Below are 14565 nucleotides of genomic sequence, written 5' to 3' on the forward strand. Positions count from 1 at the left end.
GGGGGGGTAAAACCCCCCCCCCCCCCCCCGCCAACCCCAGCTCCACATTCGTTTTGGGGTGGCACGCAAAAATATGCAATGAGATGTGATCGCTACGCTTGCCGTGACGTCACTGATGGCTCAATTTAGCGGCATCGTCCCGGAAGACTCCAGCCTTCATGTCATCGACCTCGTTCAAGCAGTCCATGCGGCGCCTGTGGGCGCTGGATAAATTCAGTTACAGCGTTCGGGTATTCATCGCCCTCACCGGCAGCATGGCGCTGTGCTGGTACCAGGATGAAATGACGCTGCTGATCCCGCTGTTCCTGGGGATTATCGCCAGCGCCCTGGCCGAGACCGACGACAGTTGGCAAGGCCGCCTGAATGCCCTGGCGGTGACGCTGGTGTGTTTCAGCATTGCCGCGCTGTCGGTGGAGTTGCTGTTTCCCTACCCCTGGATCTTCGCGATTGCCCTGGCGCTGGCCAGTTTCTGCCTGACCATGCTCGGCGCCCTCGGCGAGCGCTACGGGGCGATTGCGTCGGCGACGCTGATCCTGTCGGTCTACACCATGATCGGCGTGGACCAGCGCGGTGGCGCGGTTTCCGATTTCTGGCACGAACCGCTGCTGCTGGTGGCGGGAGCTGCCTGGTATGGCGTGCTTTCGGTGCTGTGGCAGGCGCTGTTTTCCAACCAGCCGGTGCAGCAGAGCCTGGCGCGGTTGTTCCGCGAACTGGGGCGCTACCTCAAGCTCAAGTCATCCCTGTTCGAACCGATCCGCCAACTGGACGTGGAAGCGCGCCGCCTGGAATTGGCCCAGCAGAACGGCCGGGTGGTCGCGGCGCTGAATGCGGCGAAGGAAATCATCCTGCACCGTGTGGGCAATGGTCGCCCAGGCTCGAAGGTCAGTCGCTACCTGAAGCTGTACTTCCTGGCCCAGGACATCCACGAGCGCGCCAGCTCATCGCATTATCCCTACAACGCCCTGGCCGAGGCGTTCTTCCACAGCGATGTGCTGTTCCGCTGCCAGCGCCTGCTGCGCCAGCAAGGCAAGGCGTGCCAGGCCCTGGCCGAGTCGATCCAGCTGCGCCAGCCGTTCATCTATGACGACAGCTTCGCCGAGGCCCTGGGCGACCTGAACGCATCGCTGGAACACCTGCGCATCCAGAGCAACCCGGCCTGGCGCGGCCTGCTGCGCTCGTTGCGCGCCCTGGCGGCCAACCTGTCGACCCTCGACCGCCTGCTCGGCGACGCCAGCAACCCCGACGCCCTGGCCGACGCCACCGACAGCAACCTGCTGGACCGTGCACCGCGCAACCTCAAGGAAATGTGGACGCGCCTGCGCACCCAGCTCACGCCGACGTCGCTGCTGTTTCGCCACGCCTTGCGCCTGGCCCTCGCCTTGACCGTCGGCTACGGCATGCTCCACGCGATCCACGCCTCCCAAGGCTACTGGATCATCCTCACCACCCTGTTCGTGTGCCAGCCCAACTACGGCGCGACCCGGCGCAAACTCGGCCAGCGGATCATCGGCACCGCCATCGGCCTCACCGTGGCCTGGGCACTGTTTGATCTGTTCCCCAGCCCGCTGGTGCAATCGATGTTTGCCATCGCCGCCGGCCTGGTGTTCTTTATCAACCGCACCACGCGCTACACCCTGGCCACGGCGGCAATCACCCTGATGGTGCTGTTCTGCTTCAACCAGGTGGGCGATGGCTACGGGCTGTTCCTGCCGCGCCTGTTCGATACCTTGCTCGGCAGCCTGATCGCCGGCCTGGCGGTGTTCCTGTTCCTGCCGGACTGGCAGGGCCGACGCCTGAACAAAGTGCTGGCCAACACCCTGACCTGCAACAGCATCTACCTGCGCCAGATCATGCAGCAGTACGCCGCCGGCAAGAGCGACGACCTCGCTTACCGCCTGGCCCGGCGCAATGCGCACAACGCCGACGCAGCCCTGTCCACCACCCTGGCGAATATGCTGATGGAGCCCGGGCACTTCCGTAAGGAGGCCGATGTGGGCTTCCGCTTCCTGGTGTTGTCGCACACCTTGCTCAGCTACTTGTCGGGCCTGGGCGCGCACCGCGAAACCCAGCTGCCAGCCGAAGTACGCGAGCATTTGATCGACGGTGCCGGTAACAGCCTGGCAGCGAGCATTGATGAAATCGCCACCGGGCTGGCGAACAAGCAGCCGATCGCGATCCAGAGCGATGCCGAGGAAGCGCTGGCGGCGGACCTGGAGCAGATGCCGGATGAAATCGATGAAGGCCAGCGGTTGGTGCAGACGCAGTTGGCGCTGATCTGCCGGCAGCTGGGGCCGTTGCGCACCTTGGCGGCGCATTTGATCAAAGACACCCGCGCGGCTTAGGTCGCTACCCCCTTAGGCGCCGGCTTGCCGGCGATAGGGCCCCCAAGGACGCTACATCCCATGCTGCCGCATCAATCGCGCATAACTGCCATCAGCCTTCATCTTGGCAATCTCCCGATCAAAGCTGGCAACGATCTGCTCATGCTGCGGGTTCTTCAGGCTGACCAAAATATGCAGGCTGTTTTCACTCAGCGGCTTGGGTAGAAACTCCACCGCATTGCGCACCCGTGCCGATTCGCGCGCCAGGTAATAACGCGCCACGTATTCATCTTCCACTGTCAGCCGCACCCGCTGCGCCGCGAGCATGCGCACGGCCATGGCGAAGTTATGCACAGGGACTTTCTGCAACTGTGCATCCGCATCGAACGCCGCCGAATAGGCATAGCCGCGCACCACCGCGACGGGGTAGTCGTGCAGTTGCTCAAGGGTCTGGAAGTCGATGGGGTCGTCGTGGCGCTTGATGAAGCGCACACGGTTAAGCAGGTATTCGCCGGAGAACTGGCCCAGTTTCGTACGGGCATCGTCGTACCAGGCATTGACCAGCACGTCATAGCGGCCATCGCCGACGCCCATCAGCGCACGGGCCCAGGGCACCTGTTCGAAATCGCTGGCGTAGCCCGCGCGAGCCAGGGCCGTGCTGACAATGTCGGTGGCCAGCCCGCCGTTGATCAAGGTGGCATCGGTAAAAGGTGGCCAGGCATCCGCCACCAGGCGCAGACGCTGAGCGAACGCAGGCGTCGCCAGCAACACCACTCCAATCAAAGCAACGACACGAGTGAATCGCAGCATGCTCAAAGTCCTTGGCGGGCACTTGTTCCAGGCGGTGCCTGAGGTTCTAACAGTAGCTCAGATTACACAAAGAAACGGGCAGCGAATGCACTCAATGATGGCAAATTGATTTCACTCACAAAAATAGCTGATTTAGACAGACTCACCCGCCGCGCTTACTATCCAGACCTGACACTTATGCGAGAACACACCATGACAGTTGATTGGGTCTGCAAACATCACGACGAGCTGGGCAAAGAGCAGTTGTACGCCATCATGCGCCTGCGCAACGAAGTGTTTGTCGTCGAGCAGAAATGCATCTACCAGGACCTCGATGGGCAGGACTTGTCGGGCGACACCCATCACCTCATGGCCTGGCAGGACAATGAACTGGTGGCCTACCTGCGCCTGCTGGACCCGGAGTTCCAGGGTGGAGATGTGGTGATCGGCCGCGTGATCGTCGCACCGGTGGCGCGCGGCACCGGGCTGGGGCATCGGATGATGACCGAAGCGCTCAAGCAAATCGCTGATATCTGGCCCGAGACGCCGATTTTTCTCTCGGCCCAGGCGCACCTGCAGGGCTATTACGGGCAGTATGGCTTTGTGGTGGCGGGTGAAGAGTATCTGGAAGATGACATTCCACACATCGGCATGCGCCGCGACTGAGGGCCTCATCGCAGGCAGCTCCCACCTTTAACCGTGTGCACACATCAAAAGGCGGGAGCAACCAGTCGAGCTTCAGCGAAGCGGCGGCATGGGCGATAGGGGTTGGCCCCTCGCGATCCCTGTGGGAGTTGGCTTGCCTGCGATGGCGCCAGCACACTCACCACCGACCTTCAGGGATACCCCAACACCTGCTTCACCGACGCCAGATTCGCCTCGATCCACCGCCGATCAATCGCACCCCAGTCGCGAATCCGGTAATGCCCGGCATGGTTGCGGGCGCCGTCTTCCTGCTCGAACTCACACACGATATCCAGGTCCGCCAACGCCGCAATCGTGTCCTGCGCGGTGCGCCGGGGCATGCCGGTGGCGTCGGTCAGGGCCGGTACGCTGCTGGCCTGGCCGCTGTCGATCAGGTAGGCCACGTACAGGCGGCGGTAGAAGCTGCTCTTGGTCTTGCTCACATCCATGGTCGGTCGCCTTGTGCGGTCAGGGTTTGCCCTGCAGGTCGCGATACGTGAGGTACACCCGCAGGTCGAATTCCACCTGATGGTAGCCGGGCATCATGTATTCGCAGAGTTTATAGAACGCCTTGTTGTGGTCCGATTCCTTGAAGTGTGCCAGCTCGTGCACCACGATCATGCGCAGGAATTCCGGCGCGGCCTCTTTAAACAGCGCCGCGATGCGAATCTCTTTCTTGGACTTGAGGTTGCCGCCCTGCACCCGCGAAATCGTGGTGTGCAGGCCGAGGGCGCGATGGGTCAGGTCCAGGCGGTTATCGAACAGCACCTTGTCGATGGCCGGCGCGTTGCGCAGGTGTTCCTGTTTCAAGGCCAGGGCATACGCGTACAGGGCCTTGTCGCTCTGCACGGCATGGCGTTCGGGGTAGCGCTGCTCCAGGTAGGCGCCCAATTGGTCCTTGGCGATCAATTGGCGCACTTGCTCTTGAAGGGCAGCGGGGTAGGCCTGGAGGTATTTCAGCGCGGTCATGGGGTATGGCAACAGAATTCGGAAGGTCGCCAGTGTAACGAATTCAGCGCAAGCGAGTGCGTGACCAGTCGACCACTTCCTCGGCCATCAACGGCTGCGCCGCCCAGGAACCCTGGATAAACGCGCAACCATTGGTCTTGAGCCAGTGGGCTTGCTCGGCGGTTTCCACGCCTTCGGCCACCACCAGCACATCAAAATGCCCGCACAGTTCGATGATGCTGCGCGCCATCGCCGCGTCGCGTGCCGAGCCCGGCAGGCGGGCGACCAATTGCGGATCGAGTTTGAGCGTGTCGAACGCCAGGTCGCGCAGGTGGGCCAGGGAGCACTGGCCGGCGCCAAAGTCATCGAGGGCAATGCGCACGCCGATCCGACGCAGCAACTTGAGCTGTTTGGCGGACTCTTCCAGGTTGCTCATCAAGCAGTCCTCGCCGATTTCCACCTCCAGCTGCCGCGACTGCAGCCCATGTCGCTCGAGTACCTGCTGCAGTTGGTTGGCCAGGTTGGGCATATTGAACTGGCTGCTGCTCAGGCTCACGCTCAACACCAGCTCATCGTCGAACGTGGCTTGCCACGCCTGGCGCTGGGCAGCGACCTGCTGGTAGATCCAGGCACTCAATTGGCTGATCAGCCGCGCCTCTTCCAACAATGGCAGGAACAACCCCGGCGGCACATCGCCGACACTCGGGTGCTGCCAGCGCAACAGCGCCTCGACGCCGCGCAGACGTCCGTCCGCCAGCGACACCTGAGGTTGGTACACCAGGGTGAAGTCCTTGTTTTGTATGGCGGTGCGCACGCTGTCTTCGAGCATCAGGCGCGAACGCGCGCGGCCGTTCATTTCCTGATCGTAATAGCGATATTGCTGACGCCCCGCACGCTTGGCTTCGTACATGGCGATGTCGGCAGCGCGCAGCAGGCCATTGAGGTCCGAACCGCAGTCCGGAAAGATCGCGATACCAATGCTCACACCCAGCATCACATCCAGGCCATCCACCTGCTGGCAAATCGAAACCCGGTCGATCAGTTTTTCCGCAATCTTCGCCGCCTGCTCCGGGAATTCCAGCTCCAACAACGCGGTAAATTCATCCCCACCCATGCGGCCCAGAATGTCTCCGGAGCGCAGGCAACCCTGTAATTGCTCCGAGACCCAGCGCAGCACCCGGTCGCCGACGTCATGACCCAGGGAGTCGTTGACCCGTTTGAAGCCATCGAGGTCCAGATAGAGCAGCACCAGGCAATGTTCCGCGCGCTCGCTGCGCAGCAAGGTGTTTTCGACGGTCTGGTAGAAGCCGCGCCGGTTCAGCAGGCCGGTCAGCGGGTCGGTGACCGCCTGGAACTCCAACTGCTGATGCAGGTGACGTACCTCGGACATGTCCAGCACGGTCACCACCATGGCCTTCTGTTCGGTCGGCAACGGCGCACACGACAACGCCACCGGCACTTGCTGGCCACGGCCGGTGCGCAGGATGGCGTCGTGCAGGCGCCAGGTTTCGCCCTTGCGAAACCCGGCATACATCTGCGACTCCAGCCACGTAGGGACATGCGGTTTTTGCAGGAAGCCGAGGAATTCCTGGCCTTGCAGCTCATGGATCGTGGCATTGAGCAGGCGCGAGATCGCCGGGTTGGCGTATTCGATCACGCCGCCTTCGCTCACCACCAGGATGCCTTCGGCGGCGTTATCCAGTACCGAGGCGTTGAAGGCGCGCGCCGATTCCAGGTCATGACTCAGGCGCTGCAAGGCCCGGCGGTTACGCTGGTGCTCCAGCAACGCCTGGACCTTGGGCTTGAGGATATGCGGGTCGAAGGGTTTGAACAGGTAGTCGATGGCGCCACTGGCGTAGCCTTCCAGCACAGCAGCCGGGGATTGGGCATTGGCACTCAGGAAGATGATCGGCGTCATGCGGGTGCGCTGGCTGCCGCGCATCAGGCGCGCGACTTCAAAGCCGTCCATGCCGGGCATCATCACGTCGAGCAACACCAGGTCGACCTCATGTACCAGCAGCAACTCGAGGGCTTCCAGGCCGGAACCGGCGGTGACTACCTGCCAGTCTTCCCGCTGCAAAAGTGCGCGCATGCTGATCAGGTTTTCCGGGTAGTCATCGACCACCAAAAGAACCGAACTGCTATCGCCGTGGTGTGGAGCGCATTCCATGCTACATCTCTTCCTTGGGAGCCCACTCCGGTCACTTCTGGGAGAAAACCCGGACAAACACTGAGGCCTCACTCTAGCCCCGGTTCCGAAAAATCAGAAGTAACCTCAGTGCCATCATTGCGCCAAAGCTCAGGAAGCCGACTAACGGTCAGTGCCTGCAGCCCACGGTTCATGGGAAACATGGCTTTTTGGCATTCCTCTGGCGCCAATAATTTGCCAGCGATTAATTAACAAGCGGAGGACTACGGCCTATAAAGAACCTGTCTGGCCTAAGGGCCATAGCCTACACCCCTCTGTAAAAAGGCCCACGCCATGATCGACCTCTCTACCTGGAACCTGAGCATTCCCGTTGGCTCGCCCCCCGCGACCATCGACACCCCGAAACTGCTTAGCGGCTTCAAGGACCAATATTTCCAGGCCGAAGGCAGCAATGTGCAATTCTGGACCCCCGTCACCGGTACCCGCACCGAAAACGCCGTCTACCCGCGTAGCGAACTGCGCGAAACCTACGCCGACGGCCGCTTGCGCAACTGGACCTACCCCGACGCCGACAATTTCCTGCGCGCCACCCTGGCCGTCAACCAGGTGCCCTCCAGCGGCAAGATCGTCATTGGCCAGATTCACGCCTATGACAGCCAGAAACCGCTGATCAAGCTGGAATACCAATTCAAGGAACAAACCCAGACCGGCAACATCGTCGCCAAAGTGCGCATGCGCCCGGACGAGGACGAAGGCCGGGTGATCATCGTCGCCTCGAATGTGCCGCTGGAGAAAACCTTCACCTACGTCATCAACCTGAACAAGGCCGGGCTGCTGAGTGTGTATGCCGCCGACGGTGAGTGGAACGAGCGCATCGGCGCGGCGTGGGGTGCCAAGCCGCTGTACTTCAAGGCCGGCGCGTATGTGCAGGACAACAGTGGCAACAGCAAGGAAGGCGCGCGGGTGACGTTTGCGAAGTTGGACATTGATCACGACTGAGCGGCGCCTGCACGTTTAGCGTCGCGCATAAAAAAACCCGCATTTCTGCGGGTTTTTTATTAACGCTTGAGGCTTAGTTCACCTTGGCGTTCAACTCACCTTTCAGGTAACGCTGGTACATCGCTTCCAACGAGATCGGCTTGATCTTCGAAGCGTTACCGGCGGTGCCGAATGCTTCGTAGCGAGCGATACATACGTCACGCATGGCCGTCACGGTAGCGCCGAAGAATTTGCGTGGGTCAAATTCGCTCGGGTTGGTGGCCATCAGGCGACGCATCGCACCGGTGGAGGCCAGGCGCAGGTCGGTGTCGATGTTGACCTTGCGCACGCCGTACTTGATGCCTTCGACGATTTCTTCAACCGGCACGCCGTAGGTTTCTTTGATGTCGCCGCCGTACTGGTTGATGATCGCCAGCCACTCTTGCGGGACCGAGGAAGAGCCGTGCATCACCAGGTGGGTGTTAGGGATGCGCTTGTGGATTTCCTTGATGCGGTCGATGGCCAGCACGTCGCCGGTCGGCGGCTTGGTGAACTTGTAGGCGCCGTGGCTGGTGCCGATGGCGATGGCCAGGGCATCAACCTGGGTCTTCTTGACGAAGTCGGCGGCTTCTTCCGGATCAGTCAGCATCTGGCTGTGATCCAGCACGCCTTCGGCGCCGATCCCGTCTTCTTCACCGGCCATGCCGGTTTCCAGGGAACCCAGGCAGCCCAGCTCGCCTTCAACCGAAACGCCGCAGGCGTGAGCCATGGCCACGGTTTGTTGGGTGACGCGGACGTTGTATTCGTAGTCGGTCGGGGTCTTGCCGTCTTCACCGAGGGAGCCGTCCATCATCACCGAGCTGAAGCCCAGCTGGATGGAACGTTGGCACACGTCCGGGCTGGTGCCGTGGTCCTGGTGCATGCACACCGGGATATGCGGGAATTCTTCGATCGCGGCGAGGATCAGGTGACGCAGGAACGGGGCACCGGCGTATTTGCGCGCACCGGCCGAAGCCTGGACGATCACCGGGGAGTCTGTCTTGTCAGCGGCTTCCATGATGGCGCGCATCTGCTCAAGGTTGTTGACGTTAAAGGCTGGGACGCCGTAGCCGAACTCGGCTGCGTGGTCCAGCATTTGACGCATGCTGATAAGTGCCATTGTGTTGTCTCTCCCGGTCGAGGGTCGTTAATCGTGCAAGCCTGCCGTAGCGGCGGCTGCTATTCAAGTTATTGCAGGTCAGGGTGAGTGCATCTGACCGGCTGAATCGTTATTGCTGATGAGCTGGACTCAAATTCCAATCGGAAACCGAACGCATGTGGGAACTGGCTTGCCTGCGAAGGCGGTGTACCCGTCACCGAATTCGCCAACTGACCACCGCTTTCGCGGGCAAGCCCGCTCCCACATTTGATCTTCAGTGATCTCACTATTGGGCTTTGCAGCCGCGCCCGATCAAATCATCAGTGGCGACCCAGTAAACCAGGCCTTCCTCACCTTTTGTGTGGAACGCCAACTGGTCGTTGCTATAAAGCACGCCCGAGGCGGCAACGTCCTGTTTAAGGCGATAAACCTGGTCCGAACCCCCGAGGCGAACATCCACCTCGTTGCGGGCCTGGTTGGCAAAGCGCCAGTTCACTTCGGCCTTGCTGTCGCAAATCCAAGTGGTCCATTTATCGGCAGGCTCTGCCTTGTTGAACATGTTCATGCTGCTGCAACCGGCCAGAAGGGCCAGGGCTGCCAGGGCGAAAACGCCTTTCATTGCCAATCCTCGAACGACGGCCCAAAGAGCCGTCATTGCTGTCGGTTAGTTGATCTGACCCGTCAAGGGCAACCCTGTTCCTGACCGTTGGGCGCGGCGTCGTATTTCTCCAGCCGCTCGTTGCCGATGCGCTTGTTGATCACCGGCATGGTCTCGGCTTGCCAGTCCGCCTGATAACAGCTCTTTTTCTGCGCCGGGGCAGGCTTATCCGCCTCCGGCACACTGCTTGGCGTGCTGCCGCAGCCGGCCAACAGGCCCGCCGCGATCATCAATGCCAACGGCTTGATCATGGGAATACTCCTTTTCCGGATCACGAGCCTCAGCCTTTGGCTCGGGTTTCCAGCACTTCAACGGCCGGCAGGACTTTGCCTTCGACGAACTCGAGGAACGCGCCGCCACCGGTAGAAATGTAGGAGATCTGGTCAGCAACGCCATATTTATCGATGGCGGCCAGGGTGTCGCCACCACCGGCAATGGAGAACGCCGAGCTTTCAGCAATGGCCTTGGCCAGCACTTTGGTGCCGTTGCCGAACTGGTCGAACTCGAACACACCAACCGGGCCATTCCACAGGATGGTCTGCGAGGCTTTCAGCAGTTCAGCGAAGTTGGCCGCGGTTTGTGGGCCGATATCCAGGATCATGTCGTCGGCAGCCACATCAGCAATCAGCTTGACGGTAGCTTCGGCGCTTTCAGCGAATTCCTTGGCCACGACCACGTCGACCGGCAATGGCACGCTGACTTTGGCGGCGATGGCGCGGGCGGTGTCGAGCAGGTCCGGCTCGTAGAGCGACTTGCCTACCGGATGGCCGGCGGCGGCCAGGAAGGTGTTGGCAATGCCGCCGCCGACGATCAACTGGTTGCAGATCTGGCTGAGGCTGTTGAGCACGTCCAGCTTGGTCGAGACCTTGGAGCCGGCCACGATGGCGGCCATTGGCTGTGCTGGCGCGCCCAGGGCCTTGCCCAATGCATCCAGTTCGGCGGCCAGCAGTGGGCCAGCCGCGGCGACCTTGGCGAACTTGGCCACGCCGTGGGTCGAACCTTCGGCGCGGTGGGCGGTGCCGAAGGCGTCCATCACGAACACGTCGCACAGCGCAGCGTATTGCTGGGCCAGTTCGTCGCTGTTCTTTTTCTCGCCTTTGTTGAAGCGCACGTTTTCGAACAGCACGATGTCGCCGGCCTTCACGTCGACGCCACCCAGGTAATCAGCGACCAGTGGCACGTCGCGACCCAGGGCCTTGCTCAGGTAGTCGGCTACCGGCTTGAGGCTGTTCTCGGCGGAGAACTCACCTTCGGTCGGACGACCCAGGTGCGAGCAGACCATCACGGCCGCGCCTTTTTCCAGGGCCAGCTTGATGGTCGGCAGCGAGGCCAGGATTCGCGCATCGCTGGTGACAACACCGTCCTTGACTGGGACGTTGAGGTCTTCGCGAATCAGTACGCGCTTACCTTGCAGATCGAGGTCGGTCATCTTCAACACGGTCATGGGTCGCAGTTCCTGAATTACTGTTGAGGTTGTTTAGAGGCGATGTGCAGATAATGTTCCGCAACATCCAGCATTCGGTTGGCAAAGCCCCATTCGTTGTCGAACCAGGCCAGGATGTTCACCAGCCTCGGGCCGGAAACGCGGGTCTGGCTGGCATCGACAATGGCCGAATGCGGGTCATGGTTGAAATCACAACTGGCGTGGGGCAACTCGGTGTAGGCCAGCAGGCCTTTGAGCGGGCCGCTGGTGGCGGCGTCGCGCAGAATCCGGTTGACCTCCGTCGCGTCGGTATCGCTGACGGTTTGCATGGTGATGTCCAGGCAGGACACGTTCACCGTCGGCACCCGTACGGCTTTGGCCTGAATTCGCCCGGCAAGTTCCGGCAACAGTCGCTCGATACCGCGAGCCAGGCCGGTGGACACCGGAATCACTGACTGGAACGCCGAGCGCGTGCGACGCAAGTCTTCGTGGTGATAGGCATCGATCACCGGCTGGTCGTTCATCGCCGAGTGAATCGTGGTGATCGACACGTAATCCAGGCCAATCGCCTGATCCAGCAGACGCAACAGCGGCACGCTGCAATTGGTGGTGCAGGACGCGTTGGAGACCAGCAGTTCGTTGCCGGTCAGGCAATCCTGGTTGATGCCGTAGACGATGGTGGCGTCGACATCCGCCTCGCTGGCCATCGGCTGGGAAAACAGCACACGCGGTGCGCCGGCGTCGAGGAAACGCTGGCCATCGGCACGGGTGTGGTAGGCACCGGAGCATTCCAACACCAGGTCGACGCCCAGCGCCGCCCAGTCGATGCCCTCGGGGGTGGCACTGCGTAATACTTTTACGCAGTCGCCATTGATATGCAGACAATCGCCTTCCACACGCACTTCGCCGGGGAAGCGGCCGTGAGTGGAGTCAAAGCGTGTCAGGTATTCGATGCTGGCCATGTCGGCCAAATCGTTGATAGCAACAATCTCAAACCCGGCCGCCGCCCCTCGCTCGAACAGAGCACGCAAGACGCAACGACCAATGCGGCCGTAGCCGTTGAGTGCAACTTTGTAAGGACGCGGTTGGGGCATGGGGTTCTCGATTACCTTGGGTAATGGGGTGTCTACCAGACCGCCTTCGCGAGCAAGCCCGCTCCCACATTTGGAATGGGTTCACAATTGCAACCATGTGAACCCGATCTAATGTGGGAGCGGGCTTGCTCGCGAAGGCGTCAGTACAGCCACCTCAATCTACAGCCTTAGTCTTCCAGCAGCTCTTCAGCCTGGCCCAGGATATTTTCCAGGGTGAAGCCGAACTCTTCGAACAACGCTGGCGCCGGCGCCGACTCACCGTAGGTGGTCATGCCGATCACGCGGCCTTCCAGGCCCACGTACTTGTACCAGTAGTCGGCGTGAGCCGCTTCGATGGCGATACGCGCGCTGACCTGCAGTGGCAATACCGATTGCTTGTAGCCGGCATCCTGGGCTTCGAACACGCTGGTGCACGGCATGGACACAACGCGCACGTTGCGGCCTTGCTCGGTCAGCTTGTCGTAGGCCTGGACGGTCAGGCCGACTTCGGAACCGGTGGAGATCAGGATCAGCTCCGGCTCGCCGACGCAGTCCTTGAGCACATAACCGCCACGGCTGATGTCGGCGATCTGCGCGTCGGTACGCGCCTGGTGCTGCAGGTTCTGACGCGAGAAGATCAGCGCCGAAGGGCCGTCCTTACGCTCGATCGCGTGTTTCCAGGCCACTGCGGATTCGACCGCGTCGGCTGGACGCCAGGTGTCCAGGTTCGGCGTGGTGCGCAGGCTGGTCAACTGCTCGACCGGCTGGTGCGTCGGGCCGTCTTCGCCCAGGCCGATGGAGTCGTGGGTGTACACGTGGATCACGCGCTTCTTCATCAGTGCGGCCATGCGCACGGCGTTGCGCGCATATTCCATGAACATCAGGAAGGTCGCGCCGTAAGGCACCAGGCCGCCGTGCAGGGACACGCCGTTCATGATGGCGCTCATGCCGAACTCGCGCACGCCGTAGTACATGTAGTTGCCGCTGGCGTCTTCGGCCGAGACACCTTTGCAGCCTTTCCACAGGGTCAGGTTGGAACCGGCCAGGTCAGCCGAGCCGCCGAGGATCTCAGGCAGCAGCGGGCCAAAGGCGTTCAGGGTGTTCTGGCTGGCTTTACGGCTGGCGATGGTCTCGCCCTTGGCTGCGACTTCGGCGATGTAGGCCGAGGCTTTTTCCGAGAAGTCCGCAGGCAGGTCACCGGCCAGGCGGCGTACCAGTTCGTTGGCCAACTCAGGGAATTCGGCGGAGTAGGCCGCGAAACGCTGGTCCCACTCGGCTTCGGTCGCCAGGCCTTTTTCCTTGGCGCTCCACTCGGCGTAGATGTCGGCCGGGATTTCGAACGGGCCGTGGTTCCACTTCAGCGCTTCGCGGGTCAGGGCGATTTCCGCGTCACCCAGTGGGGCGCCGTGGCAGTCTTCTTTACCCTGCTTGTTCGGCGAGCCGAAACCGATGGTGGTCTTGCAGCAGATCAGGGTGGGTTGCTCGCTCTTGCGCGCGGTGTCGATGGCGGTCTTGATCTCTTCCGGATCGTGGCCATCCACGTTGCGGATCACCTGCCAGTTGTAGGCTTCGAAACGCTTGGGCGTGTCATCGGTGAACCAGCCTTCGACTTCGCCGTCGATGGAGATGCCGTTGTCATCGTAGAAGGCGATCAGCTTGCCCAGGCCCAGGGTGCCGGCGAGGGACGCGACTTCGTGGGAAATGCCTTCCATCATGCAGCCATCACCCAGGAACACGTAGGTGTGGTGGTCGACGATGTTGTGGCCAGGACGGTTGAACTGCGCGCCCAGGACTTTTTCGGCCAGCGCGAAACCAACGGCGTTGGCCAGGCCTTGGCCCAGGGGACCGGTGGTGGTCTCGACGCCTGGGGTGTAGCCGAATTCCGGGTGGCCCGGGGTGCGGCTGTGCAGCTGGCGGAAGCTCTTGAGGTCATCGATGGTGACGTCGTAGCCGGTCAGGTGCAGCAGCGAATAGATCAGCATCGAGCCGTGGCCGTTGGACAGCACGAAGCGGTCACGGTCGGCGAACGACGGGTTGCTCGGGTTGTGTTTCAGGTAGTCACGCCAAAGTACCTCGGCGATATCCGCCATGCCCATCGGGGCACCGGGATGGCCGCTGTTGGCTTTTTGCACGGCATCCATGCTGAGGGCACGAATGGCGTTGGCACGCTCACGACGGCTGGGCATCGCTGATCTCCTGGGGTTTGAATAAAAGAAACGGAAAAAAGGACCGGCATTTTCCCTCAGCCACCGCCTGCGGGCAATGACAGATAGTCACTTGTGGGTGTTTTTCCTGTGCTTTGCGCGGCAATCGCTTGCAGAAAAGACCGACCGGTTCGTCTAAAGGTTATAGCGGCTGCTTATAACTGCCACTTATCGTTCAATATCAAAACTTTTTGATATTG

General features: G+C 61.4%; 13 protein-coding genes. 3 read left to right on the plus strand and 10 right to left on the minus strand.

The features are described 5' to 3' along the window. The first annotated feature begins 158 nt into the window (after nt 1-158). Nucleotides 159-2342: a YccS family putative transporter gene (gene yccS, locus NTD80_RS05590; RefSeq protein ID WP_065904826.1), complete on the plus strand. Its 2184-nt coding sequence runs from the start codon at nt 159-161 to the stop codon at nt 2340-2342. Between the two features lie 51 nt (nt 2343-2393). Here the strand turns inward: yccS and NTD80_RS05595 are convergent, their stop codons facing one another. Continuing rightward, entirely contained in the window at nt 2394-3131 is a 738-nt protein-coding gene (locus NTD80_RS05595) for a substrate-binding periplasmic protein (RefSeq protein WP_065904827.1), read from the minus strand. A gap of 192 nt (nt 3132-3323) precedes the next feature. Between NTD80_RS05595 and NTD80_RS05600 the strand changes: the two genes are divergently transcribed. Beyond that, entirely contained in the window at nt 3324-3776 is a 453-nt protein-coding gene (locus NTD80_RS05600) for a GNAT family N-acetyltransferase (RefSeq protein ID WP_201146036.1), read from the plus strand. Between the two features lie 170 nt (nt 3777-3946). On the opposite strand, the gene NTD80_RS05605 is transcribed toward NTD80_RS05600, so the two are convergent. From NTD80_RS05605 to NTD80_RS05615, 3 genes are read right to left on the minus strand one after another with little or no spacing between them, the layout of a single operon-like run. Further along, a complete protein-coding gene (locus NTD80_RS05605; RefSeq protein ID WP_065904835.1) occupies nt 3947-4243 on the minus strand; it encodes a helix-turn-helix domain-containing protein in 297 nt (98 codons plus the stop codon). A gap of 19 nt (nt 4244-4262) precedes the next feature. After that, nucleotides 4263-4763, minus strand: a complete 501-nt coding sequence (locus tag NTD80_RS05610; protein ID WP_010207148.1) for a M48 family metallopeptidase — start codon at nt 4761-4763, stop codon at nt 4263-4265. Nucleotides 4764-4806: 43 nt separating this feature from the next. Further along, nucleotides 4807-6912, minus strand: coding sequence for a putative bifunctional diguanylate cyclase/phosphodiesterase (locus NTD80_RS05615; RefSeq protein ID WP_262132555.1), 2106 nt, complete (start codon nt 6910-6912; stop codon nt 4807-4809). 312 nt (nt 6913-7224) lie between these two features. Between NTD80_RS05615 and NTD80_RS05620 the strand changes: the two genes are divergently transcribed. Beyond that, nucleotides 7225-7890 (plus strand): polysaccharide lyase family 7 protein, encoded by a 666-nt coding sequence (locus NTD80_RS05620; protein WP_262132557.1) that lies wholly within the window; start codon nt 7225-7227, stop codon nt 7888-7890. A gap of 73 nt (nt 7891-7963) precedes the next feature. On the opposite strand, the gene fba is transcribed toward NTD80_RS05620, so the two are convergent. From fba to tkt, 6 genes are all read right to left on the minus strand, one after another. Beyond that, on the minus strand, nt 7964-9028 hold the full coding sequence (fba, locus tag NTD80_RS05625; RefSeq protein ID WP_003177554.1) for a class II fructose-bisphosphate aldolase: 1065 nt from the start codon (nt 9026-9028) through the stop codon (nt 7964-7966). Nucleotides 9029-9293: 265 nt separating this feature from the next. After that, a complete protein-coding gene (locus NTD80_RS05630; protein WP_106802423.1) occupies nt 9294-9626 on the minus strand; it encodes an MliC family protein in 333 nt (110 codons plus the stop codon). Nucleotides 9627-9688: 62 nt separating this feature from the next. Further along, nucleotides 9689-9916: a hypothetical protein gene (locus NTD80_RS05635; RefSeq protein WP_262132561.1), complete on the minus strand. Its 228-nt coding sequence runs from the start codon at nt 9914-9916 to the stop codon at nt 9689-9691. A 29-nt stretch (nt 9917-9945) separates the two neighbouring features. Then, nucleotides 9946-11109 carry a phosphoglycerate kinase gene (locus NTD80_RS05640; protein WP_025857657.1) on the minus strand — a complete coding sequence of 388 codons (1164 nt, stop codon included), beginning with the start codon at nt 11107-11109 and terminating at the stop codon, nt 9946-9948. A 17-nt stretch (nt 11110-11126) separates the two neighbouring features. Further along, complete coding sequence (gene epd / locus NTD80_RS05645; protein WP_058415149.1) at nt 11127-12182, minus strand: erythrose-4-phosphate dehydrogenase; 1056 nt, start codon at nt 12180-12182, stop codon at nt 11127-11129. Nucleotides 12183-12349: 167 nt separating this feature from the next. Continuing rightward, nucleotides 12350-14347: a transketolase gene (tkt, locus tag NTD80_RS05650; RefSeq protein ID WP_106802419.1), complete on the minus strand. Its 1998-nt coding sequence runs from the start codon at nt 14345-14347 to the stop codon at nt 12350-12352. Nucleotides 14348-14565 lie beyond the last annotated feature (218 nt).

The sequence above is a fragment of the Pseudomonas sp. 13B_2.1_Bac1 genome (assembly GCF_025466155.1).
GTDB classification, from domain to species: domain Bacteria; phylum Pseudomonadota; class Gammaproteobacteria; order Pseudomonadales; family Pseudomonadaceae; genus Aquipseudomonas; species Aquipseudomonas aylmerensis.